18 protein-coding genes are annotated in these 23,202 nt (G+C 55.5%); 8 read left to right on the forward strand and 10 right to left on the reverse strand.

Annotation, left to right across the window (positions count from 1 at the left end):
- The first annotated feature begins 65 nt into the window (after window positions 1–65).
- Both gpmI and J3P35_RS01675 read left to right on the forward strand, forming a co-directional pair.
- Entirely contained in the window at window positions 66–1,601 is a 1,536-nt protein-coding gene (gene gpmI / locus J3P35_RS01670) for a 2,3-bisphosphoglycerate-independent phosphoglycerate mutase (protein ID WP_210462453.1), read from the forward strand.
- A gap of 166 nt (window positions 1,602–1,767) precedes the next feature.
- A complete protein-coding gene (locus J3P35_RS01675; RefSeq protein ID WP_210462455.1) occupies window positions 1,768–2,343 on the forward strand; it encodes a hypothetical protein in 576 nt (191 codons plus the stop codon).
- A gap of 19 nt (window positions 2,344–2,362) precedes the next feature.
- Here J3P35_RS01675 and J3P35_RS01680 read toward each other — a convergent pair whose 3' ends face one another.
- Entirely contained in the window at window positions 2,363–2,662 is a 300-nt protein-coding gene (locus J3P35_RS01680; RefSeq protein ID WP_210462457.1) for an antibiotic biosynthesis monooxygenase family protein, read from the reverse strand.
- A gap of 168 nt (window positions 2,663–2,830) precedes the next feature.
- Here J3P35_RS01680 and J3P35_RS01685 point away from each other — a divergent pair, with 168 nt between their 5' ends.
- Entirely contained in the window at window positions 2,831–5,065 is a 2,235-nt protein-coding gene (locus J3P35_RS01685; protein WP_210462459.1) for an ATP-binding protein, read from the forward strand.
- A gap of 98 nt (window positions 5,066–5,163) precedes the next feature.
- On the opposite strand, the gene J3P35_RS01690 is transcribed toward J3P35_RS01685, so the two are convergent.
- The 5 genes from J3P35_RS01690 to J3P35_RS01710 form a co-directional block, all read right to left on the reverse strand.
- Entirely contained in the window at window positions 5,164–5,586 is a 423-nt protein-coding gene (locus J3P35_RS01690; protein ID WP_210462461.1) for a secondary thiamine-phosphate synthase enzyme YjbQ, read from the reverse strand.
- Window positions 5,587–5,600: 14 nt separating this feature from the next.
- Complete coding sequence (locus J3P35_RS01695; RefSeq protein ID WP_210462463.1) at window positions 5,601–7,025, reverse strand: hypothetical protein; 1,425 nt, start codon at window positions 7,023–7,025, stop codon at window positions 5,601–5,603.
- 157 nt (window positions 7,026–7,182) lie between these two features.
- Entirely contained in the window at window positions 7,183–8,256 is a 1,074-nt protein-coding gene (gene prfA, locus J3P35_RS01700; protein WP_210462465.1) for a peptide chain release factor 1, read from the reverse strand.
- A gap of 123 nt (window positions 8,257–8,379) precedes the next feature.
- Window positions 8,380–10,998 (reverse strand): carboxypeptidase-like regulatory domain-containing protein, encoded by a 2,619-nt coding sequence (locus tag J3P35_RS01705; RefSeq protein WP_210462467.1) that lies wholly within the window; start codon window positions 10,996–10,998, stop codon window positions 8,380–8,382.
- A 285-nt stretch (window positions 10,999–11,283) separates the two neighbouring features.
- Entirely contained in the window at window positions 11,284–12,273 is a 990-nt protein-coding gene (locus J3P35_RS01710) for a dipeptidase (RefSeq protein WP_210462468.1), read from the reverse strand.
- A gap of 167 nt (window positions 12,274–12,440) precedes the next feature.
- Between J3P35_RS01710 and J3P35_RS01715 the strand changes: the two genes are divergently transcribed.
- The gene (locus tag J3P35_RS01715; protein WP_210462470.1) at window positions 12,441–13,628 is read left to right on the forward strand and encodes a class I SAM-dependent rRNA methyltransferase; all 1,188 of its coding nucleotides are present in this window, start codon (window positions 12,441–12,443) and stop codon (window positions 13,626–13,628) included.
- Window positions 13,629–14,047: 419 nt separating this feature from the next.
- Here the strand turns inward: J3P35_RS01715 and J3P35_RS01720 are convergent, their stop codons facing one another.
- The 3 genes from J3P35_RS01720 to J3P35_RS01730 all read right to left on the reverse strand — a co-directional run bounded on the left by J3P35_RS01720 (window position 14,048) and on the right by J3P35_RS01730 (window position 17,280).
- Complete coding sequence (locus tag J3P35_RS01720) at window positions 14,048–15,463, reverse strand: methyltransferase RsmF C-terminal domain-like protein (protein ID WP_210462471.1); 1,416 nt, start codon at window positions 15,461–15,463, stop codon at window positions 14,048–14,050.
- Between the two features lie 91 nt (window positions 15,464–15,554).
- Window positions 15,555–16,628, reverse strand: coding sequence for a hypothetical protein (locus J3P35_RS01725; RefSeq protein ID WP_210462472.1), 1,074 nt, complete (start codon window positions 16,626–16,628; stop codon window positions 15,555–15,557).
- 196 nt (window positions 16,629–16,824) lie between these two features.
- Complete coding sequence (locus tag J3P35_RS01730) at window positions 16,825–17,280, reverse strand: hypothetical protein (protein ID WP_210462474.1); 456 nt, start codon at window positions 17,278–17,280, stop codon at window positions 16,825–16,827.
- 206 nt (window positions 17,281–17,486) lie between these two features.
- Here J3P35_RS01730 and radA point away from each other — a divergent pair, with 206 nt between their 5' ends.
- The 4 genes from radA (at window position 17,487) to J3P35_RS01750 (ending at window position 22,703) form a co-directional block, all read left to right on the forward strand.
- Window positions 17,487–18,866: a DNA repair protein RadA gene (gene radA, locus J3P35_RS01735; RefSeq protein WP_210462476.1), complete on the forward strand. Its 1,380-nt coding sequence runs from the start codon at window positions 17,487–17,489 to the stop codon at window positions 18,864–18,866.
- Between the two features lie 87 nt (window positions 18,867–18,953).
- A complete protein-coding gene (locus J3P35_RS01740; protein ID WP_210462478.1) occupies window positions 18,954–20,396 on the forward strand; it encodes a TlpA disulfide reductase family protein in 1,443 nt (480 codons plus the stop codon).
- 186 nt (window positions 20,397–20,582) lie between these two features.
- On the forward strand, window positions 20,583–21,608 hold the full coding sequence (locus J3P35_RS01745) for an SPASM domain-containing protein (protein WP_210462480.1): 1,026 nt from the start codon (window positions 20,583–20,585) through the stop codon (window positions 21,606–21,608).
- Window positions 21,609–21,716: 108 nt separating this feature from the next.
- Window positions 21,717–22,703: a mechanosensitive ion channel family protein gene (locus tag J3P35_RS01750; RefSeq protein WP_210462482.1), complete on the forward strand. Its 987-nt coding sequence runs from the start codon at window positions 21,717–21,719 to the stop codon at window positions 22,701–22,703.
- A 36-nt stretch (window positions 22,704–22,739) separates the two neighbouring features.
- Here the strand turns inward: J3P35_RS01750 and J3P35_RS01755 are convergent, their stop codons facing one another.
- Complete coding sequence (locus J3P35_RS01755; protein WP_210462483.1) at window positions 22,740–23,072, reverse strand: hypothetical protein; 333 nt, start codon at window positions 23,070–23,072, stop codon at window positions 22,740–22,742.
- Window positions 23,073–23,202 lie beyond the last annotated feature (130 nt).

Genomic DNA, 23,202 nt, shown 5'->3' on the forward strand with positions numbered 1-23,202 from the left:
CAGGAAATCTCCATAATCAAACGGCAGACGCTTCTTTTTCACCAGAGGCTTGTATCTTTACGCGCATGAGCAAAAAGGTACTTTTGATGATTCTAGACGGATGGGGCCTGGGCACAGACCCTTCCGTATCGGCGATTGAGCACGCCAATACTCCTTTCATGGATTCTCTGTTCCACCGTTTTCCGCACGCGCGCCTGCAAGCCTCCGGTGAGGCCGTGGGGCTGCCTGAGGGCCAGATGGGGAACTCTGAAGTAGGCCACATGAACCTGGGTGCCGGCCGCGTGGTGTACCAGGACCTGGTGAAGGTGAATGTAGCCATCAGGGAGAAAACCCTGGGCCAGAACCCCATCCTGCAAGACGCTTTCAAGTTCGCCCGCGAGAACGGCAAACCGGTGCATTTCATAGGCCTGGTATCCGATGGCGGAGTCCATTCCCACATTGAGCACCTCAAGGCACTTTGCGGTCTGGCGCAGGAGCAAGGGGCTCCCAACGTATATGTTCACGCCTTCACCGATGGCCGTGACACCGACCCCAAAGGCGGTCTGGACTACCTCACTGATCTGCAGAACACCCTGGACGCTACCGGTGGCAAGCTGGCTTCCATCATAGGAAGGTACTTCGCCATGGACCGCGACAACCGCTGGGAGCGCGTGAAACTGGCTTATGACCTGTTGGTGCATGCCCAGGGCAGAGGCTCGGTGAACTGGCGCGAAGCCGTGCAGGAGTCTTATGACAACGGCGTCACCGATGAGTTCATCCAGCCCATTGTGTGCCTGAACGAGAACGGCGAACCTACCGCCAAAATCCAGGAAGGCGACGTGGTCATCTGCTTCAACTTCAGAACTGACCGCGGCCGCGAGATCACGCAGGCCTTGACGCAGCGCGAGTTCCCTGAGCAGGACATGACACCGCTCAAACTCCGCTACTACACGCTCACCAACTATGACGATACGTTTGTAGGCGTTCACCCCATCTTCGACAAAGACAACCTGGCCAACACGCTGGGCGAGGTACTGGCGAATGCCGGCAAAACCCAGATCCGCATTGCGGAGACCGAGAAATACCCGCACGTGACGTTCTTCTTCTCCGGTGGCCGTGAGCAGCCGTTTGAAGGCGAGAAGCGTTTATTATGCCCATCTCCTAAAGTGGCTACCTATGACCTGCAGCCCGAGATGAGCGCCTTTGACATCAGGGACGCCATTGTGCCGGAGATTGAAGGGGAGACCGTGGACTTCATCTGCCTCAACTTCGCTAACCCAGACATGGTGGGCCACACCGGCGTGTTTGAAGCGGCCGTGAAAGCCGTTGAGACCGTAGACCAGTGCACCGAGGCCGTAGTGACTGCGGCGCTTGCCCACGGCTATGCGTCCATCATCATCGCTGACCACGGCAACGCCGATGTGATGCGCAACCCAGACGGCACGCCTAACACCGCCCACACCACCAATCTGGTGCCCGTGATCTTAGCCGACAACGACTACAGAGGCGAACTGCAAGACGGCAAACTGGGCGATATCGCGCCTACCGTACTGGCTTTGTTGGGCATTCAGGCTCCCGCCGATATGAGCGGTACCTCGCTGCTGATTCCCAGCGTAGAATAGCCTTACCTTAAAATAAGAAACGGAGATAGCGAAGCACCTGCTGCTTTTCTATCTCCGTTTTTCATCTGTTTTGCGTAAAACAAGTCAAAAACCATTTACAGCTTTCTCTTCCTCCCCGTCCATGTTCAACGCTACTTCTCTTCGCTTCTGGTATAAAAAATCAACCTTGGTCCTGCTTTCGGCTTTAGTTCTGGGGGCAAGTGCCTGCCAGGACGAGGGAACCGTGGCCCCGGCGGTGAAGAGTACGCACCAGGCGTATGACCTGGTAGGTTTCCTGGACCGAGAGGCCTTGGCGCTGAACCAAAAGAAAGCCCAGGTGCGCAAAACCGTAGCGGAAGATGGTACCGTTAAAGAAACCAAGACCATCTCCTCCCTGAACTGGACCGAGGAACTGGCACCCTTCGCCGATGCCGATATCAACAAACCCGCGCTCAAAGGACTGTTCACGGTAGAGACCTCCTCAGACGCCTTAGGTCAGCAGGTACGCCGCTACAAGGCCAAGGAAGATGCGAGCACCAACGTGCAGGAAGTCACCTACACCCTGGATGCCAAAGGCCAGTTGGTACAGCTAGACGCCACCATTCTGCAGGACAACATGCTGTTCGGGACCAAAAAAGTACTGCACCTGGAGGCCCACTCTGGCACTGCGCCGCACTTGGTGCGTTACCACCTGGACGAGACACAGAAGCTGCTGCTGATGGGCGCCGAACGCTACAGTGTCACCGGAGAAGTGGCCCAATAGTCCCTTATCGTTTTAATTTTTATTCGCCCACCAGGGAGAAGTAGCGCACGCTCACGCTGCCCGGTACCAGTTTGGTGTCTTTGGGAATTCCCTTGTGCGAGTCATGGTACTGGTGGCTCTTGTACCAGGTTTTGAAGCTTTCCTCGTCTTGCCAATAGGTTTTAAGCCAGATTTCCTTGGGATTGTCCTGCGGAGACAGAACCTCCAGTTTCAGGAAACCCGGTGCATCGTCCACCAGGTGCGGACGATTCCGGAAGGCTTCCTTCACGCTGGCTTCAGTGTCGTTGGCAATAGTAAATGTACTGATAGAAATAAACATATTTGTACGTATAAACACTGAATACTACCTTGTGGTAAGAAAGCGTTCAGATTAGTAAGGTGTCACAGCCGGTAAGTTAAGGAAATTTGTAACGTAATTGAACCTATCACCGTTAACCGCATTTTCGCAGCTGGGCTTTCCCCTTAGCTCGGGGAAGCAAGAAGTAGCATGCAAAATTATCACAACCACCAGGTAGACCTCTCTAACTGCGACAAAGAGCCCATCCATCTCATCGGCCGGATTCAACCGCACGGGTTCCTGCTGGTGTTAGACAAAGAGACGCTCACCATTGAGCAGGCCAGCCGCAACGTCGACCAGTTTCTCTCTCTAGGGCTGGAGGAACTCCTGGGCCAACCGCTTCATTCCCTGCTTTCTGCAGATGATGTGACTTTTGACTCTGCCTATACAGGTTCTCAGTTCCTCACATTAGGCAACCGCCCGTTTATTGGCCATTTTCACAAATCCGGCGGCAAACTGATCTTAGAGGGCGAGCCCAGCGCGCCGTACCCAGACGCTGAGAAACTGCGCCACAACACCATTCTGTGGCAGCTGCACAACCAACTCAACAGCCTGTACACCCTGGAGAACGTGGCTGAGGCCGTGGCTCACACCCTGCGCACCATTCTGGAATACGACCGCGTTGACATCACCCAGTTTGACCAGGAGTGGAACACCGATGTGATTGCCGAAAGCCGAGATGTGCGCCTGAACTCATTTATTGGGCACCATTTCCCGGCCTCTGATATTCCGGCCCCGGCCCGGGAGCTGTTGAAGCAGAAGCACGTGCGCCAGATCCCCAACGTGGACGCCGAGGCGGTAGAGATTTACCCGTACTTCAACCCCACCACCGGCCAACCTACCAATATCCTGTGTTCAGAGCTGCGTAATCCGTCTGAGATCCATTTGGAATACATCCGGAACACTGGCGTGGCGGCTACCATCTCGTTATCCATCCTGGTCAAGAACCAGCTTTGGGGCGTGATTGCCTGCCACAACGTGGAACCCACCTACATTGACGTCTGGCGGCGGCAGCTCTGTGATCTGGTCGCGAAGACCTTCGGGAACGTGATTGCCTCTTTGCAGGAGAAACGGGACCAAGAGCAGTTCAACCGGTATAGGCAAGTGGAGCGCACCCTGGTGCAGCGCCTGAACAGCGGCATGGACCTGGCCGAGGGACTGTTCAAACCGCAGCCTTCTTTACTGGACCTCACCGAGAGCCACGGCGCCGCCCTGCTGCTGGACAAATCTTTGACCACCTTCGGGCAGACCCCTTCTGCGGAAGCCATCCAGAGCCTGACGCGCTGGCTTTCTGAGCATGTCTCTGAGGGGGTTTTCTGTACCCGCAATTTGTCTGCCGAGTGGCCCCAGGCCGAAACCTACCGTGAGGTGGCCAGCGGGCTGCTGGCGCTGGAGATCTCGCGCTACAACCAGGAGTACCTTCTGTTCTTCAAACCCGAGATCAGGGAAACCAGAATCTGGGCGGGCAACCCCGAGAAACCTGTTTTGGCCGGAAACCAACACATCCATCCGCGGAAATCCTTTGAGAAATGGGTGGAGGTGATCAAAGGCAAGTCGCAGCCCTGGAGTCTGAACGAGGTGGAAATCACCCAGGCTTTGTTGAAAGACCTCATCGCGATCAGGCTCCGCAACCAGACCGCCACGCTCCAGAAACTGAACCAGGAGTTATCGACCAACGCCGACCAGCTCCGCACCCGCAACGCCCAGCTGGAAGACTTCGCGTACATCATCTCGCATAACCTGCGCTCGCCGCTGGCCACCATCAAGAGCCTGCACCAGTACTACGCCGCCGAGCCCGGCGAGGAAAGCGCCGCCTACGCCATGGAGAAGGTGAACCAGGTGAGCGACAACATGTATGAGACCATCAGTGACCTGAACGTGATCCTGAAAACGCACCTGGTGCAGGATTTGCCGCAGGAAGAGGTGCAGTTAGCTGAGCTCATTGAAAAGGAAAAGCAGAACCTGGCCGCCGTCATCGCGCAGACCAATGCCCAGATCAACACGGAGCTGGAAGTGGCTACCATTTATATCCCCAAGCTGTACTTGGAGAGCATTCTGCACAACTTCATCTCTAACGCCCTAAAATACCGCTCTCCAGACAGGCAGCCAGAGGTGAAGATCAGAAGCTGGCGCAATGGAGACACAGTTCATCTCTCGGTGGCAGACAACGGCCTGGGCATGGATCTGGAGCGGATAGGAGACAAGCTGTTCGGGCTCTACAAAGTCTTCCACGTCACCGACCAGTCAAAAGGCCTAGGACTGTATCTTACCAGGATGCAGGTAAAGGCCTTGGGCGGCACTATTGATGTAGAGAGCGAACCGGGCAGCGGCACCACCTTCACCGTGAACTTCGGGCAGATTGACTACTCGCCAGCCACGCGCTAGAGTACGGTTCAACCTCTGATTTGCCTGTAAACATTAAAGCCGATTTGGGCCTGTTTCCTGAAAAACAGGCCCAAATCGGCTTTCGGCTTTTATGCTAATTACTTGCCCTGCAGGGTGACCACCACGGTGCGTTTGCCGCCGTGGTTGCGGTGCTCGCAGAGGTAGATGCCTTGCCAAGTGCCTACATTCAGGCGGCCGTTGGTGATGGGCACCGTCACGGAGGCGCCCATGAGGGAAGCCTTGATGTGCGCAGGCATGTCATCGGGGCCTTCCAGGGTGTGGCGGTAGTAGGGCGCGTTCTCCGGAACCATGCGGTTGAAGTGCTGCTCAAAATCGTGGCGCACGGTGGGGTCCGCGTTCTCGTTGATAGATAGGCTGGCCGAGGTGTGCTGGATGAAAATGTGCGCCAGGCCTACCTCTATCTCCTCCAGTTCGGGCAACTGGGCTTCCAGCAGATCGGTGATGAGGTGAAAGCCGCGTTTCACGGCGGGCAGGCGGAGGGTTTTCTGGAACCACTTCATACAGGTAAGGTAAATTATTGGTAGTCTACTTCCAAGGCCCCGGCATCGGGTTTCTGGGCATCGCGCGGTTTGTTCTCGTAGTCCACCGTAATGCCGGGCACCGGCGTACCGGCGGCGTTAGCCGGCGACAGCTTGATGATCTGGAAATCGAACTTGGGTGCATCGCGGAACTGCGGGTCTACGTTGAGCTGGTTTCCGTTGCTGCCGAACTCGGCTCTGTAGGCCTGGGTTTTCAGGAACGAGTTTCGGATGGTTCTGCTGGAGCCACTGCCCATGTTTCCGAACTGCAGTTCCTCTTCCTGCCGGCCCCATAAGATGCTGTTGACCACGTTCACCACGTAACTGCCTTCTCTAACCAGCTTTCCCTCTACCTCATATTTCTCTTGGAACGTAAAAGAAGGCCCGAAGCGCACGAAGTCATTCGCGTAGTTGGCCAGCGTACTGAAGATAATGTCATAGCGGCCACCGCCCAGACCCGCCACCGCGTACTCGGCGCAATTGGTGATGATGCTGTTCTCCAGGCGCACATCGCCACCATGGCTTAGCACGCCTATTTCCAGCATGTTTTTCACAAAACTGTTCCGAAGCGTGACCTGAGCCACCTGGTTCCTCTCGGCTTTGAGGTAAACGCCCGTGACCGCGTTCTTGATCTCGGCGAAATGGATCTCGTTGCTCTGGCTGGAAGGATGAAACTCCAAACCCCGCCACTGGCCCGGCGCGTTGCGGTACTGCTCCTCCAGGCGTACCTGCTGGAACACCACGCGCTTCTGGGGCTCGCCTTCCACCTTGAGCGTGCCCAGCACCTTGACCCTGGCATTGCGGTGCAGATGGATTTGGCTGCCTTTCTGAATGGTGAGCGTCTGTCCGGCCGGTACCGTCACCGAGTCATAGATCACGTGCGCTTTGGAGGCCGTCCAAACCTCGGCGGGAGCCGTGTGGTAGTTGTGCCGGTAGTAGGTGGCGTTCTGCCCGTAGGCCACCAGTTTCACTTTCTGCTGGTTTCCGTTCGTGAGGAACAGAATAGAGTCGTTCACCAGGAAAGGCTGCTCCTGCGCGTTGGGGTTGATGGTGGCTCTAACCAGCACCAGCAGGCTGTCCTCACCCCGAAGCTCCACGTCCTGCAGTTGCGGGCCCGGCCTTCCGTTCACAAACACCTGGAACGGCGAGGTTGCCAGTCCGCCCACTTTTATCTCCGAGATCCGGATGGCGTTCTTGTTTGGATTGTAGACTTTCAGGCGCCGGGTCACGCTGCCCACCTCGGTAAACACCGTGTCAAACAGCACCGTATCAGCCTCCAATCTGAGCAGGGCCCCGGCATCGGCGGTGATTTCCTCATCGCGGGGCGTGCAGGCGCTCATCCACCAGCCCACCGCACACACCAAGGCCAGGCTTTGCAGCCACAGGCGCCAGGAAGCAGAAAGGAACGAGGGAAGACGCATGAAGCTAATGTGCTGATGATTTAATGTGCTGATGTGCTAATTTCTCTGCCTGTACGTAGCCGGCCTGGTTTGAGGCTATTTTATGGAATTAAGGCCTGAAACAGAGAAATAAAAAAAGCGCAGCTCTGTTGAACTGCGCTTTCTGGTATGGGTTGGCTTAGGCCTGCACGCCTTCTTTCAAACGCTCAGCGTTCTCAGCAATACGAAGCTGCTCCACAAACTCGTCAATGTTACCGTCAACCACGCTTGGCAGGTTGTACACGGTTAACCCGATGCGGTGATCGGTAACGCGGCCCTGTGGGTAGTTATATGTTCTGATCTTGTCTGAACGGTCGCCGCCGCCTACCATGCTCTTGCGCTGGGCACCTTCTGCTTCGTTCTTCTTGGCCAGCTCTATCTCGTAAATACGGGACCGCAACACGGCCAAGGCTTTGTCAAAGTTCTTCAACTGTGATTTCTGGTCCTGGCACTGGGCCACAATACCGGTAGGAATGTGCGTTAATCTTACCGCAGAATACGTGGTGTTCACCGACTGACCACCTGGTCCTGAAGACATGAAAAGGTCTTTGCGGATATCGTTCATGTTCAGTTCGATGTCCAGGTCTTCTACCTCGGGCAATACTACCACTGATGCTACCGAAGTGTGGATACGACCAGCGGTTTCAGTGGCGGGTACGCGCTGTACACGGTGCACGCCAGATTCAAATTTGAGCTTGCCGTACACGTCCTCGCCGGAGATGCCCACGATCACCTCTTTGTAACCGCCCGCGGTACCTTCCATCACGTCAATGACCTCCATTTTCCAGCCCTGCTTCTCCGCGAAACGGCTGTACATGCGGTACAGGTCACCAGCAAACAGAGAGGCCTCGTCGCCACCGGCTCCGGCCCGGATTTCCATGATGATGTCTTTGCTGTCATTGGGGTCTTTGGGGATGAGCATTTCCTTAATGACCTCTTCCATCTCGTCGCGCTGCGGCAGGAGTTCGTCCAGCTCTTCTTTGGCCATCTCCCGGAAATCCTCGTCTTTCTCCGTGGCAATGACTTCTTTGGTGTGTTCAATGTTGCTGAGCAGCAGCTTATAACGCTCATACTCGGCCACAATCTTCTCCAGGTCCTTGAACTCTTTGTTCAGGGCCTTATATCTTTTCAGGTCACTGGCAACATCTGGTTGGATGAGTTGCTCATTAACCTCTTCAAACCGCTGTTTTATGGCTTCCAGTTTATCTAACATCTTCTGCTTTACTTAATTCAGGCCGCAAAGATACATAATTTCCGGCGCAATTGTTTGTGTGCGTTTAAGGCTTGTTTCAGGGAAAAGGGCCGTAAAACAAGGCGCTCTGCCTAAGCAGGTTCTTTACCGTACCTGCAAGGTCGCCAGCCCGCGCCCTATCTGTCCCCGGCCGGTGATCCCCTCCACTACCGCCTGGTACGTTGTAACAGCATCGGCGGCGAAAAAGGTCCACTCCGCAGTGCCTGAGGCATTGGTAGTGATGGTGGGAGCCCAGAAAATGGTGCTCCGCAGATCAGGCAGCTCGGTTTCGGCGGGGGCATCGTAGCGGGGCATGTAGAACTCCCGGGCGGTCTGGTACCGGACTCCCTTGTACGACGCCACACCTCTCCAGCGGGAGAAATCAGGCCTGGTGGAGCCCCCGCGTTTGAGCGAAACGGCAATCACGCCATTGCCGCCCTGGGAGCCGTAAACGGCGGAAGACGCGCCGGGCATCAGCACATCCACCCGGTCCACTTCACTCATGGAAAGCGTCCTGATGAATTCAATTTCTATGGGCATACCGTCCAGCAGGAAAAGCGGCGTTCCGCCCCCGCGCATGGAAATCTGGTCTCCTGCCACGTACACTCCCGGAATACGGCCCTGCAGACTGGAAATAAGGTTCATGCCCGGTGGCAGGTCTGCCGCTTTGATGCTCCTATCTGGCATGCTGTAAAGGCCCCGGCTGAAATAGTCCTCTCCTTCTTTTTGTTTCCGGGCTCTGATGTTCACCGTGTTCAAGAGGATGCTTTTCCCGGATAACTGGTCTAGCTTGAGCTGCTCGCGGTTGCCCTGCAGGTATCTGGCGAGTTCCTGGGAGAAAGGTCCGGGCGGCGGGGCCAGCGGAGCCCTTGGTTTCACCAGCGTGAGCGGCAATCCTTTCTCCAGCATCACCTCCAGCGCGTTTTTGCCTTTGGCCGAGAGGGCCTTTACCACAATGCGGGCGCTGTCATCCAGGCCGGCCACCCCAAACATGAACCTGCCCTGCGCATCGGTTGTGTCTATGAGCATTCCGGCAATGTTGCCAAGTTCGAAGAGGTTCACCACGGCATTGGGCTCCGGCTTACCCGATGTTTTCAGTACTGTACCCTTGACGGTGAGCGCCTGTTCAATGGGATGGGTAAGTTGGGGAGGTTTGTTCTGCAGCAGGTCTTGCCACACAAACCGGCGCCAGCCTTGGGTGAGCATGAGGTTGTCCAGCGCCATGGCAGCCTCAGGGTCCTGTCCGGAGAAATAGTAGCCCGGCTGTTCAATGTGCCCGCGCAGGTCTGAGGTAAGCAGCAGGTTGGTGAGGATGTTGCCGCCGTTGGCTTCCGGCATGATCTTCTGCTGATCCGTGACGGCTAGCGAGAAGTTGCCCGCCACCGGATTGCCCGCCTCATCTTTGGCCTGCAGGCGCATGGTTACTTTCTCCCGGGGTTTATAGGTTGTTTTATCAGAAGTAAGGCTTAACTGCAGTTGCCGGCCTTGGTTCACGAAGATAAGGCGCTCAGCCAGCGGCTCGCCGGTATCTGAGAACAGGGTGATCTGGGAAACCCCATCCGGGAAGCTCTTTCTGGGCACTTCCACTACCACCAGGTCTTTGTCTGTGCTCCCCGATCCTTTAAAACACATCTCCCCGCGGCTCTGTCCCAGGAAATGGAGGTTTCTGGGTCGGTTCACGCCATCGGCGAAGCCCAGCAGGTAGACTTTCAGTTTGATGTTCTCAAGGTTGCTGTTGTCCACGGTCATCAGTATGCCCTGCTCTTTGGCGGCGGGCAAGGGATACACGGCGAAACTTCCGTTGGGCAGCGACAGGCGGGCCTCATACTTCATTCCTTTGAAAGGCATGAACCTGATGCGGCCCATCCCAAACTTCAGGCTTTCGAAATCGGTTACTTTCTTGCCGGTCTGGTCATATATAGCGCCGGCCACGTCTGTACCCAGGCCGGAGGCATCCACGGCTTTGAAACCCACTACGTTCCACATGCCCGCAATCAGGTTCCCGCCCTCGGGGAAGAACTGCAGATCCGGTTTGGTGTTGGGCAGGGGAATAGGAAAGCTTTTCTCGTACGGCTCCAGGCCTTCGGCTACCGTTAGCTGCAGTTTGGCGTTTTGGCGATCCTCCCCCTCAGGCAGGAACAGCGTAAACCGGGATATTCCCTGGGCGTTGGTCGCGCCTTTGCGTCTGGATGATGTTTTGCGTCCTGTTCGGGTAAGGTAAGTGAAGGGCGTGTTGGTCAGTGGCTCTCCCTGGTGGTTCTTCAGGGAAAGGCTTACCTGCACGGAGTCTCCATTGCTCTGCGGCTTCACCTCGAAAGCCATGGAAGGCACCACGTCCTCCATCCTGGGGTTGTAGATGGTGAGGTTCTGGTGGAAAAAGTACTCCTCATCAAAGTTCTGCATCCAGCTGGTGTAGGCCCGCAGCCGGTACTGTCCGGCCGGGATGGTATCAGGCAGGGCGAAATCACCATGGCCCAGCCCGTTCTGTACCTCCACCGCTACCCGGCTGTAAACAGAATCCTCGGGGTTGACCAACTCCACGTAAAGCACTTTGCTCAGTTGGCTGGGTGTGTGCACATTGGCATTCACCAGATAGGCCTTGAACCAGGCATCCTCGCCGGCGGCATAGTAGGGCTTATCCAGGTGCAGATATACTTTCTCCTGCGGATATTCCTTCCCGAAACGCTGGAACCGGGCAATAATCTCTTCAAAACTGGTGAGCAAGGACGCGTTTTTGGGCCCAAATGCGAAAAGTGCGACTAAAACAAAAAGCAGCAGGCAGGGGATTAGTCTTATTCTTGGGGGCATGTAAGGAATAAAGGATAATAGATTGAATAGGAATACCGGATATATTCCTAAATATAGCCAAATCCCTGATTACCCTGGCTACAAGACATAGCCCTTTTTATATACTTTATTTCTCCTGCCTCATACAGGTTATAGCCCACTGTTTACTGGCGCTTTTCCGTAAATCTACCCTAAAACGCTTGGTACATTTCCTTCTTCGGATCAACCCCACAGCCTTTCCAGAAACCGGAGCACGTTCCGGTAGCTAAGGTCCATTAACTGTTCCGGGGAAAACTCCTGCCTTAGCTCCGCCAAAATAGACTGGTACCGCGCTGCCGTGCGATGTTCCTCATGATAATAAGATTCACCCAGCACACCGGATTCCTGGAAGAAATCAGCCCCGAAGGTCAGGGCCTGGGGCGCGTGCCTAAATCCGTAGCGGATATGTTCCAGCAGGGCCTCGGGGCGATCTGGGTGCACAAAGTTCTTCAGGAAATTCAGCCCGATGAGTCCCTGGCGATGCACTATCTCCTGCACCAGTTCCTGCGGCAGGTTGCGCGGATGGTCGCACACTTCCCGAAAGTTGGAATGGCTGGCCATAATGGGGATGTCCAGATTCTGTTGGTCAATGAAGGAGAGGATATCATAAGCGGCCGCGTCTGAGGTGTGCGCCAGGTCCACGGCAATGCGCCGACCGTTGAGGTAAAGGAGCAGTTCCTCGCCATCCGGTTTCAGCCCGATACTAGGCGTGAGATTGCCGCCGCTGAACCGGTTCTCGTCCACGTGGCTCAGGCTGATATAAAGCATCGGCCCCGCCAGTTCTATGATTTCCTCCAGCCGCGAAAAGGCCAGCTCCAGAGGCTCTTCTTCCTCACACAGTCCCGAGGCGTTCTCAATGGCGGCCACCATGGCTACCTTATCGCCGTGCAGCACCTGGTTTTGGAGGTCTTTTGAGCAAATCGGGGCAAAAACGTCTTCTCGCCGGAGCAAATCGTCCCGGTACAGATGGGCCTGCTTCAGGGTGAAATCGGCACTGCCTGGCTCGGTGGGGGTGAAGAACGCCATGGTCTGCAGCCTTACGCGCCCGGCCTGCAGGTGCGGGATGGCGCAGCCAATGCGGTTCACGTCCATGGGCGTGGCTCCGGGAATCCAAGCCAAGTAGCCAGTGAGGTCACAGTGCAGGTCAATGATGGGCAGGCGGGAATCTTCCAAATTGTGAATAGATGAAGGCGCGATGGCGTGAATACGGGTTCAAAGGAATCTAACTAAGCCCCAGTTTACGAAGAACTGCCGGGCCGCAGCCCAAAAGCCGGATTTTTTCCCGAATTTTGCAAAACAAATATTATCGTGCGCTGCCACTGGCGCGTACTTCTCTCTTTATGACAAATCTTCCTTCTATATTATTACACGCAGGCAAAGAACACTCCCTCAAACGCTTCCACCCTTGGGTTTTCTCGGGTGCTATCAAAAAAGTGGAGGGTGAGGTGCAGGAAGGCGACATCGTGGCCGTGTACACGAACCGACGCGAGTTCCTGGGCCTCGGACATTTCCAGCCGGGTTCTATTGCCGTGCGCATCTTCTCTTTTGAGGAGGTGGAACCTGATTACGCTTTCTGGAAAAGCCGCGTGCAGCGGGCCGTGGATTACCGGCGCGAGCAGGGTTTCCTGGATACACCAGACACCGATGTCTACCGCCTGGTCTTCGCCGAGGGCGACAACCTGCCCGGCCTCATCATTGACGTGTACGGCAATACCGCTGTGCTGCAGGCGCACAACGTAGGCATGTTCCACGTGCGACAGCACATCGCGCAAGCGCTGATGGAAGTCTATGACGGCAAACTAACTGCCGTATACGACAAGAGCGCCGAGACCCTGCCGGCCAAAGGTCCGGTGCAAGGCCAGAACGGCTACCTCATCGGAGAGACGCCCACGCCGCACGTGGTCACCGAGAACGGCAACAAGTTCCTGGTAGACTGGGTGACGGGTCAGAAAACCGGCTTCTTTATTGACCAGCGCGAGAACCGCCAACTCTTGGCGCATTACTCCAAAGGCAAAACCATCCTGAACACGTTCTGCTACACCGGGGGCTTCTCCATTTACGCGCTTAACGCTGGCGCCACCGCTGTGCACTCCGTGGACGTCTCCAAAAAAGCTATCGAACTGACTGATCAGAACGCCGTCCTGAACAACGGCCAGGATCGCCATGAGGCCTATGCCGTAGATACCTTTGAGTTCCTGCGCGGCAAAGAAGGCCTCTACGACCTGATTGTGCTGGACCCTCCCGCCTTCGCGAAAAGCCAGAAGGTGCGCCATAACGCGCTCATGGGCTACAAACGCCTGAACGCCGAGGCCATCCAGAAGATTAAGCCCGGTGGTATCATCTTCACCTTCTCCTGCTCCGGCGTGGTAGACAAATACCTTTTCGCCAGCACTGTCATGGCAGCCGCCATTGAGGCCGGCCGCAACGTGAAAGTCATGCACCATCTCTCCCAACCCGCTGACCACCCGGTAAGCATCTTCCACCCGGAGGGCGAGTACCTGAAGGGATTGGTGCTGTACGTGGAATAAGGTCGTATCAGGAAACAAGCATCAAGTAGTACGACTTTAGACTTGATTTCAGGAAAACAAGTTGAAAACAGGAAGGCCTCTGCAGCGAATAAACGGCAGAGGCCTTCCTCTTTTTGTGACTAACCGGAACGGTAATCGGCGCAGACGCTCGCAGGACCTCCGGATGCTGCGAGGTCTCGGGAGCAGGCGGATTAGCTTAGGCTGACAGAAACTCCCCTCCTAATTTAGGAGGGGTACCCGAAGGGTGGGGTGGTGAATGGACAAGCAGCGAAACAGTGACGTCAAGCAACTCAAATTAGGCTGCTGTGGCTTGCAAAGACGCCTTTCTAGTTCGCCCACAAGATCCTTTCAGGATGACAATAGAGAAAGTTGCGATGATGAGGAAGACAGCCCAGCATCGTGATACTTGATACGCGATACTAAAAGCTTCCCAGCGTAAACAGCCCCTGTACGTTCTCCGGTTTCAAAGCTTCATCCAGGCTCATTCTGATGCGCCATTCTTTGGGGTAGTGGTTGTTGACGCGGTTCTGCAGTTTCTTGCCCCAGCCTAAGGCTACGCCGTTGAACTGCACCAGCACCCAGCCGTTGGCGGAGTTCTCCAGGACCACGTCCTCGCGGTGCAGAAATTTGAGGGCAGTCGCTAAATCCACCTCGGCGCGGGGGAAAGCATCTTCTGATACGTGTTGGGAAAGCGCCAGGGCGGGCAGAGGCTTGGCGTTGTTCTTCATGACCTCAGCCACCTCAATGCCGCCGTAGACCACGCGCAGGTTCTCGTAGAGTTGTTCCAGTTCCAGCATCCAGGCTTGAGGCAGGGCACGGAGGGTTTCCTTGTGCTTCACCAATTCCCAGTTTTGGGGCTCTTTCAGCCAATCCTGCACCAAACCTTTCTCCTGCTTGGAGGCGCTCACCAGGAACGGGCGCTTGCTTTTGCGGTAGGCCCGCGCCTCTTCGCCGCCGGTTTTGCGCACGGCGGCCAGGAAGAAGCCCTCGCCCTGGGTGCGGTGCGGGTAGAAGCGGTAGCCGTGCATGCCTTCCAACTCAGTTTCCGTGATGCCCCAGTCAGGTTGTAGTTGCAGGGAAATGGATTCAGCGTCTTGTTGCTTGGCGAGCCAGGCCAGGTTCTCTTCGTTTTCCTCCAGATTGTAGGTACAGGTGCTGTAGATGAGCACGCCGCCGGGCTTGAGGGCATCCCAGACATCCATGAGGATGCGGCGCTGACGCTCAGAGCAGAGTTTCACGTTGGCCTCAGACCATTCGTTCACGGCATCGGGGTCTTTGCGGAACATGCCCTCGCCGGAGCAGGGGGCATCTACCACCATCACATCGAAGAAGCCGGTCAGCGCCCCGATGTGGCTGGGGTCATTGTTCGTGACGACCACGTTACCGGAGCCCCATTTCTGGATGTTCTCCGCGAGGATATTGGCCCTAGGTTTAATGACTTCGTTGGCCACCAGCAGACTTTCCTCGGAGAGCAGCGAGGCGATGTGGGTGGATTTTCCGCCGGGGGCGCCGCACAGGTCCAGCACAGCCAAAGGCTCGCTTAGGTCCACGCTCTGTTTTAAGGCCTGCTCCAGGAACATGGAACTGGCTTCCTGTACGTAGTAAGCACCGCCGTGGAACATGGGGTCTAAGGTAAAACTGGGCCGCACCGTCAGGTAGAAACCGGTCTCGGTCCAGGGCACCTGGGGCAAGCTGGTGGGCAGCGGCATCTTCGCGCGGTTCACCCGGATGCTCGTAGGTGAGGGCTGGTTCAGAGCATCGGTGAAGGCGGGATAGGCCTCGCCCAACTGCGTCTGCATGCGGGTCTGGAAAGGGGCAGGAAGTGCTAGGCTCATAAACTTAGGTGCCCGGGCTTAGGCCGAAGCTCCCGCAAAGATACTACTTCTGTTTTTGGCCTGTTTCCCTAAAAAGCGCGGGAAAGCAGAATTAATCCGCGGCCAGGATGGGCTCGCGGCGCGTGGTGATTTTGGCCGGCTTGCGCACAGTGCGGCTCTGGTACACGGGATTGTCAATAAACGCCACCACTTTCAGGGTCAGGTCCAGGCCGGTGATGGTGCTGGGGTTCTCGAAACCCAGGTACAGGTAGCCGTCATCGGTTTTGGGGGTCTGGTTGATCAGCACTTTGCCATAATCAGAGAGTACGTCTTTGCCGCTGGCCACTGTATAGGGCTTCCAGCCGTCTTCATCTTCCTTGAACAGGTAGGCGTTGTTCTTATTGAACAGATGGTAGCTGATGTACCCGCTGGACTTCACCTGCGGCAGCTGCGGCAACAGTCCCAACCCGAAAGCCACCAAGGGATTGCTGCCAGTCAGCAAAGCAGTAGCTCCTTTGGCCAGCGTCTTGCCGGTTTCCTGCAGCGCCTGCACCGATTCCTGCCCTACACCCACCCAGTACACCCAATGCTTGGTACCGGCTGGCAGCTTGAAACGCTCGGTGCTGCGGTTGTTGCTGGTGATATTCGTGAGCGACGCCAGCCGAAAGGTTTTGTCCACCACCGTCTCGGATTTGAGGTCGTTTTTCACCAGGACTTTCTCGGTGGTGGTGGTCCAGACGGTGTCTTTGACCGTGCGCCAGGCCACCAGCGTGTTGAAATTCTGTGTGGACTCGCTTTTAGGTATGCGGGTAAGCGTGAAATGGCTCTTGGTGCTGGTCTGCGACAGACTCTGCAGCGTAATGGTGTACACCGATTTCTGCGGCGCTGTGAGGCGCAGGTTGTTCAGTTTCTTCGTTTCCTCAATGCTGTACAGCGGCGAAGAGGAGAAATACTCCTGCACCGTTACCTTGTAGTTCGTCTTGGCTTTGTTCTCCAGGTCCAGCACCAGCACATCGCCAGCCTGGAAGGCGTACTGCAATTGCGTGGCTGGTTGCCCGGTGCCCGCTACCTGCAATTCCAGATCCGCGATCTTGATGGATTTGCCGCCTTGCGCCGATGCAGCGATTGAAAAAGTGATAAGTAGCCCGCAGAAGGCCAACGCAGCACGAAGAAAAGTCCCAGACATATAGTAAACAGAAGCCAAACCTGATTTGCGTGCAATTTACAAAAATCGCCTCATAATCAGCAGATAGGCTTCCGATACATATTTCCAGGCACGCCAGTTCCCGCCTGCTCCAGCTTCCGGGCTCGTCTATATTATATTAAGGGCTGCGCGCTCGTCAAATCAAAGCCAACGGCACCCGTTTAGGCTGAAGCGGTCGCTAATAACCACCCAGCGGCTCAATCCACATCTTGCGGGCGACCGCTTGGGCCGCGAAACCAGTGACAGACTCCCGGAACCGGCCCCTGAACTGCACCGCCACCTGCTGCCCGGTCTGCAGCTCGCTCAGGCTGATGGTCTTTCCGTCCAGGCCCACAATCTGGGTAATAGGTGTCACCAGCACCACTGCCCGCCCAAAACGGGAGAACCGATCAGGGAAACCTTCCACCAGAATGAGCATCTGGCCCTGGTTGTATTCCCGCTGGGTGATGGTGCCTCTTACGTCTACGCGCTGCGGCGAGAACCTAGGTCCAGCTGGAGTGGTATCTTCTTCAGCATTGGAGGTGGCGGTTGTATTCTCAGTGCCGGCAGGAGCAGTGGTCTGGCAACTAGTCAAACAAAGGCCGGCAGTCAACAGAAAGAACAAATACAGCGTGAGGGTTTTTATCTTCTTCATGGTCTTGTACTTAGCTAGAAATCTATGAACGAAAACCGCGCCCAAATGGCTGAACAGAAGAAAGGGATGCTGGTGTTTTTGGTTTATTTTTGGAAAATACGGCCCAAAACGGAGTAATTATAGGATAGAAGTTGTTATCTCTGTATCCGGTTAATCTACCGCGATTCCTTACCTTCGCCGTTTTCGCGGCGCGGAAAATCAATTTTATGGCTAAGATCAAAACAGCATATTTCTGCCAGAGCTGCGGCGCGCAGTCGGCTAAATGGATAGGCCGCTGCCCGGCCTGCGGCGAGTGGAACACCTACGTAGAGGAAGTAGTGGCCCGCGAGGATGTGACGCCCACCTCCGCCTGGAAAGTGGGTACCAGCAGCCAGCAGGTGGCCAGCAAACCCAAACCCATCGGGGAAATCACTTACTCTGAGCAGGCCCGCGTGGTCACCGAGGACGCTGAGCTGAACCGCGTGCTGGGCGGCGGCATTGTGCCCGGCTCTATGGTCCTCATCGGGGGCGAGCCCGGCATAGGAAAATCCACGCTCATGCTGCAGATTGCGTTGAGCCTGCGCAGCCAGCGCGTGCTCTATATCTCCGGCGAGGAAAGTGAGCAGCAGATCAAGATGCGCGCCGAGCGCCTGGGCACCAAACATCCCAACTGCTTCATCCTCACCGAGACCGGCACCCAGAACATCTTCAAGCAAATTGAACAGCTCCAACCCGATGTCCTGATCATTGACTCCATCCAGACGCTGCACTCGTCTTTTATTGAGAGCGGCGCGGGCAGCGTGGCCCAGGTGCGGGAATGTACCGCCGAGCTGCTTAAGTTCGCGAAGGAAAGCGGCACGCCGGTGTTTCTCATCGGGCACATCACCAAGGAAGGTAACCTGGCCGGGCCCAAGATCCTGGAGCACATGGTAGACACCGTGTTGCAGTTTGAGGGCGACCGCCACATGACCTACCGCATCCTGCGCACCACCAAAAACCGCTTCGGGAGCACGTCTGAACTGGGTATCTATGAGATGTTGGGCACGGGCCTGCGCGAGGTGAGCAACCCCTCTGAGATCCTGATCTCGCAACGCGAGGAGGCGTTCAGTGGCATCACCATTGGGGGCACTATGGAAGGCAACCGGCCGCTTTTAATTGAGGTGCAGAGCCTGGTGACGCCGGCCACCTATGGCACGCCGCAACGCAGTACCACCGGCTACGATGCCAAGCGCCTGAACATGCTCCTGGCCGTGCTGGAGAAGCGCGGGGGCTTCAAACTAGGCATGCAGGACGTCTTTCTGAACATCGCTGGTGGTTTGAAAGTGGAGGACCCCGCTTTGGACTTAGCCATTTGCGCCGCTCTGCTTTCTTCTTTTGAAGATGTGGCTATTCCGCACACCACCTGCTTTGCCGCCGAGGTGGGCTTAGGGGGCGAAGTACGCGCAGTGCACCGCATTGAGCAACGCATTTCTGAGGCTGAGAAATTGGGTTTTCAGGACATCTATATTTCCAAATACAACAAGAAAGGGGTAGACCTGAGCCGGTTTAACATCAGAATTCACGCAGCCAGCAGGTTGGAGGAAGTCTTCAGTGGTTTATTTGGATAAGCCAATCCTTTGAACTATTTTTATTTCCGGTGGCGTTAGAAAACCATTACTGAATCAAAGATTGTATCTTCTTTATTGATTTTCAAGATGTCTTTCACCCCTCACAGATTATTGACTTCTTTAGTGCTGAGCCTGGTGCTCTGCTTTAGCACTATTTCCGCTCACGCTTCTCAAGGCACGGTAACCATCACCGGTAAAATAAATGAGCCGGTAAGTGACAGCGTACTGCTGGAGCTTTACACCGTTCCGGCCTCCTACTCCGGCGAGTCGCACACAGTGGCCTTGTCCAAAAACGGCGAGTTCACCCTCACGGCCCCGGTTTATGAGCCCATGCTGGCTGAACTGGTGCACGGTCCCGAGTCCATCATGCTGTTCCTGCAGCCCGGCGATAACCTGGAGGTGCGCGCCGATGCGGAGGATTTTATTTCTACGGTGAAATTTAAAGGCCAGGGTTTTGACGAGAACAATTTCCTGCTGGAGTTTGAGCGCAAGTTTGAGGAGGAGGAAGACTACCAGGTGCTGCCAGACAACATTCACAAGCGTGAAAAGGAGTTCCTGCTTTTCCTGGAGGAGCGCCGCGAGGACCAGATCAAGTTCCTGGAGAAATTCCTGAAAACCGCTAAAGTCTCTGAGGCATTCAAAGGCTACGCACGGGCGCAGATTGAATTCGGGTACGCCAATGACCGCCTTACCTACGTGGATGTGCGCAAACGCGTGGGTGATCTGCCGCCCCAGCTTTCACCTAATTACTATGACTTTCTGAAGAAGGTAAACCTTAACGCCCCTGGCGCCATGAGAAACCAGGCTTACCTCGATTTCCTGAACAACTATTTCCAATACCGCGCCCTGGAGCAGAAACCGGCCAACCTGGAGCGCGACTACTACCCAGTCATGTACGGTTTGGTGAAGCAGGAGCTGCAGGGCACCGCCCGTGACATGATGATGGCGCGTATCCTTTCGCAGGCTTTCAGGTTCGGGTACGTGCCAGACGCTGATGCCATGTACTCCGATTTCCAGAAAGAGGCCAAGGACCAGAACTTCATTTCTTTTGTGCATGCGCAGTATAAGCAGTTCAGAAGGGTAGGACTGGGCAGCCCCGCCCCGGCGTTCACCCTGCTTTCTTCTACCGGCGACAGTGTTTCCCTGAGCAGCTTCAAAGACAAGATCGTGTACCTGGGCTTCTGGCGCACACACTGTGGCATCTGCAACGTAGACCAGCAAGCATATAAATACTTTGCCCAGCAGTTAGCCGATAAAGACATTGTGCTGCTGCAGGTATCGGTGGGCGAAGACTTCAACGCCTGGAAGGCGGGCATCGCGCAGAAGAAACTGCCGGGCATCCACCTGTACGCGCCAGACCTCTCGGCCAAGATCCTGAAGGACTATGACGTGAAATCCTTCCCCGGTTATTTCATGATTGCCCCAGACGGCACCCTTATCAGCACCAACGCCCGCCGTCCCGGCCACGCTGAAGGTGCCCGTGACATTGCCGCCGCCGTGGACCAATACCGGAAGACCGCCAAGAAGTAGGGCATAGATTAACCCAAACTTTCTTACACCTTTCAAGATACTGGTCTCAGTATATCAAAGGAAACTAGCCACCGCTGCAGCACACAGCCTCGCCTTTTTTGCCTACTTTTGCTTATTGAGCATGTTTAAAACAAAAACAGGTGCTATCTGCAGAAGGTGGCACCTGTTTTATAAGCACCCAATCATTTGACCCGAGGCACGTTTCTGGATGGATTGAATTTAGCGTCTAAGCTTACCCCGCGCCGTTTCTGGAACGCGCTGCAGGTGGTGAGCAGCTACGCTTTGGCCCGCCTCACCAAGAAGCCTCGCCACTGGGGCGACCCGGTGAGCATCTCTTTTGAGCCTACCACCTCCTGCAACCTGCGCTGCCCCGAGTGCCCCAGCGGACTGCGGTCTTTTACCCGTCCTACGGGCATGCTCTCCAACGAACTTTTCAAGCAGACCATTGACCAGCTTCACAACCGGCTCCTGTACCTGCTGTTTTATTTCCAGGGCGAGCCCTACCTGCACCCCTCGTTCCTGGACCTGGTGAAATACGCCTCCGGCAAGGGTCTGTACACCGCCACTTCCACCAACGCCCATTACCTCACCGAGGAAAATGCCCGCAAAACCGTGGAGTCTGGCCTGGACCGCCTCATCATCTCTCTGGACGGTACCACGCAGGACGTCTACAAACAGTATCGGGTAGGTGGCAAGCTGGACAAAGTGCTGGAAGGCACCAAGCGGCTGGTGAAGTACAAGCGCGAGCTCAAATCCAAGACCCCGTACCTCATTTTCCAGTTTCTGGTGGTGCGCCCCAACGAGCACCAGATTGAAGACGCCAAACAACTGGCCAAAGAACTGGGCGTGGACGATGTCTGGTTTAAGACCGCGCAGATTTATGACTATGCCCAAGGCTCGCCGCTCATTCCTACCATAGACTATTACTCGCGCTACCAGGCGCAGCCCAACGGCACCTACACCCTCAAAAACAAGCTCATTGACGGCTGCTGGAAGATGTGGCATTCCTGCGTCATCACCTGGGACGGCCTGGTGGTGCCCTGCTGCTTTGACAAAGACGCCCATTACCGGCTGGGCGACCTGCAGCAACAGAGTTTCAGACAGCTCTGGAAAAGCGATGGTTACCGTAAGTTCAGGGGTTCGCTGCTCAAGGGCCGGAGCCAGATAGAGATGTGCCGCAACTGCTCTGAGGGTACCAGAGTCTGGGGCTAGAAACCCTTCTTGCTTTCTTTAGCTGGATTGCCTTATATTCCGTATGAGGAATTTAGCCCCAAGGCTTGGCTTTGGGCAGAGTTTCAAGGTTATTCAATTCTCATCCCCGTGACTGAAATCAACGAAGCGTTTCAACTCCTTTGGCGCAAGCTGGAGATTTGGCTGAGGCAGATAGTGCTCATGCTGCCCAACCTGTTCCTGGCCATGCTGGTGCTGGTGCTTACCTTTATTGCCGCCCGGCTTTTAAGAAGAACCTCAGACAAACTGCTCATCCGGTTCACCCATAGCAGCGCCCTCAACAACCTGGTGGGCACCACCGTGTACGTGAGTACGCTTACCCTGGGCATCTTCTTTACCCTGAGCATCCTGAAGTTGGACAAGACGGTGACCACCTTGCTGGCCGGTGCCGGTATCATTGGTTTGGCCCTGGGTTTCGCGTTCCAGGACATTGCCGCCAACTTCATCTCGGGGGTGATTATCGCGTTCAGGAAACCGTTTGTGGTGGGTGACGTGATTGACACCAATGACCATTTCGGGACCATTGAGCGGATCAACCTGCGTACCGTGGACATCAGGCGGCAGACCGGCGAGTTGGTGAAGGTGCCCAACCGCAAGGTGTTTGAGTCGGCGCTCACCAATTTCTCGCACTACGGCATCCGCCGGATTGACCTGAAGGTGGGCGTTTCCTACGCCGAGGACCTGGAACGGGTACAGCAGGTGGTGAAAGACGCCATGGTGGGTATCAGGAACATGATTGACAGCAAAGAAGTGGAGGTGGTGTACGAGGAGTTTGGGGGAAGCAGCATCAACTTTCTGGTGCGCTACTGGATCACCTACAAACGCCAGACAGATTTTGTGTACGCTAAGAGCGAGGCCATCATCAAGATCAAAAAGGCCTTTGACCAGCATAAAATAGAGATTCCGTTCCCAATCACCACGCTCAACTTCGGGGTGAAAGGCGGCAAAGACCTGTCTATTGAGATGAAGGAACCGGCCTCGCCGATAGACCATCCGGTGGAACTGAAGGTAACACCCAAAGACCCGGAACCTTCTGACGACGGAAACCAGAACCAAAGCAAAACGGCCGGAGAATAGTCTCCGGCCGTTTTGCTTTGGGGTAAAAAGTAATGCCTACTTTTTGTCTATCTTCTTGCCCAGGTCTTCTACCTGTCTCAGGAAAGCATCCACGTTCTGGTCGGCGTAAGGGCCGTAGGAGTTGGAGATGGTTCCTTTGGTGCCGTCGGTGCACTCAAGGGCATAGAGAATGGCCATATCATCTGGGTCAGTGTCGCCTTCAAAACGATAGAAATCCACAATCCTCACTTCTTCCACGCCATAGCTTTTATCGCCTTTCAGGTTTACGAGGCGGTTGTCTTCAGTCACTCTGAAGTCTTCTGTGAAGCCCTCCTGGTTGAGCTTCGCCTCTACTTTCACTTGGCTGGTTAATTGTTCTTTGTCTTGCATAACCTGATATCTTTAGATGTTTTCCGTATCAATTGGTGGTTTCTGGACTATACGTAAAAATCCGGTCTGGTTGCCAGCAATATTCAAAATAAATGATATTAGAGGCACCTGAAGGCCATTTTTCCCTTTG

Origin of the sequence: Rufibacter roseolus, from assembly GCF_017916365.1 — a bacterium.
In the GTDB taxonomy this organism is placed as follows: Bacteria; Bacteroidota; Bacteroidia; order Cytophagales; family Hymenobacteraceae; genus Nibribacter; species Nibribacter roseolus.

What these genes read in the sequence shown, in the direction of transcription:
- J3P35_RS01715 (WP_210462470.1), top strand. Translation starts at nt 12,441, where the DNA reads ATGACAAATCTTCCTTCTATATTATTACACGCAGGCAAAGAACACTCC.
- J3P35_RS01690 (WP_210462461.1), bottom strand. Translation starts at nt 5,586, where the DNA reads ATGAAGTGGTTCCAGAAAACCCTCCGCCTGCCCGCCGTGAAACGCGGC.
- J3P35_RS01720 (WP_210462471.1), bottom strand. Translation starts at nt 15,463, where the DNA reads ATGAGCCTAGCACTTCCTGCCCCTTTCCAGACCCGCATGCAGACGCAG.
- prfA (WP_210462465.1), bottom strand. Translation starts at nt 8,256, where the DNA reads ATGTTAGATAAACTGGAAGCCATAAAACAGCGGTTTGAAGAGGTTAAT.
- J3P35_RS01725 (WP_210462472.1), bottom strand. Translation starts at nt 16,628, where the DNA reads ATGTCTGGGACTTTTCTTCGTGCTGCGTTGGCCTTCTGCGGGCTACTT.
- J3P35_RS01680 (WP_210462457.1), bottom strand. Translation starts at nt 2,662, where the DNA reads ATGTTTATTTCTATCAGTACATTTACTATTGCCAACGACACTGAAGCC.
- J3P35_RS01695 (WP_210462463.1), bottom strand. Translation starts at nt 7,025, where the DNA reads ATGCGTCTTCCCTCGTTCCTTTCTGCTTCCTGGCGCCTGTGGCTGCAA.
- gpmI (WP_210462453.1), top strand. Translation starts at nt 66, where the DNA reads ATGAGCAAAAAGGTACTTTTGATGATTCTAGACGGATGGGGCCTGGGC.
- J3P35_RS01685 (WP_210462459.1), top strand. Translation starts at nt 2,831, where the DNA reads ATGCAAAATTATCACAACCACCAGGTAGACCTCTCTAACTGCGACAAA.
- J3P35_RS01755 (WP_210462483.1), bottom strand. Translation starts at nt 23,072, where the DNA reads ATGCAAGACAAAGAACAATTAACCAGCCAAGTGAAAGTAGAGGCGAAG.
- J3P35_RS01730 (WP_210462474.1), bottom strand. Translation starts at nt 17,280, where the DNA reads ATGAAGAAGATAAAAACCCTCACGCTGTATTTGTTCTTTCTGTTGACT.
- radA (WP_210462476.1), top strand. Translation starts at nt 17,487, where the DNA reads ATGGCTAAGATCAAAACAGCATATTTCTGCCAGAGCTGCGGCGCGCAG.
- J3P35_RS01740 (WP_210462478.1), top strand. Translation starts at nt 18,954, where the DNA reads ATGTCTTTCACCCCTCACAGATTATTGACTTCTTTAGTGCTGAGCCTG.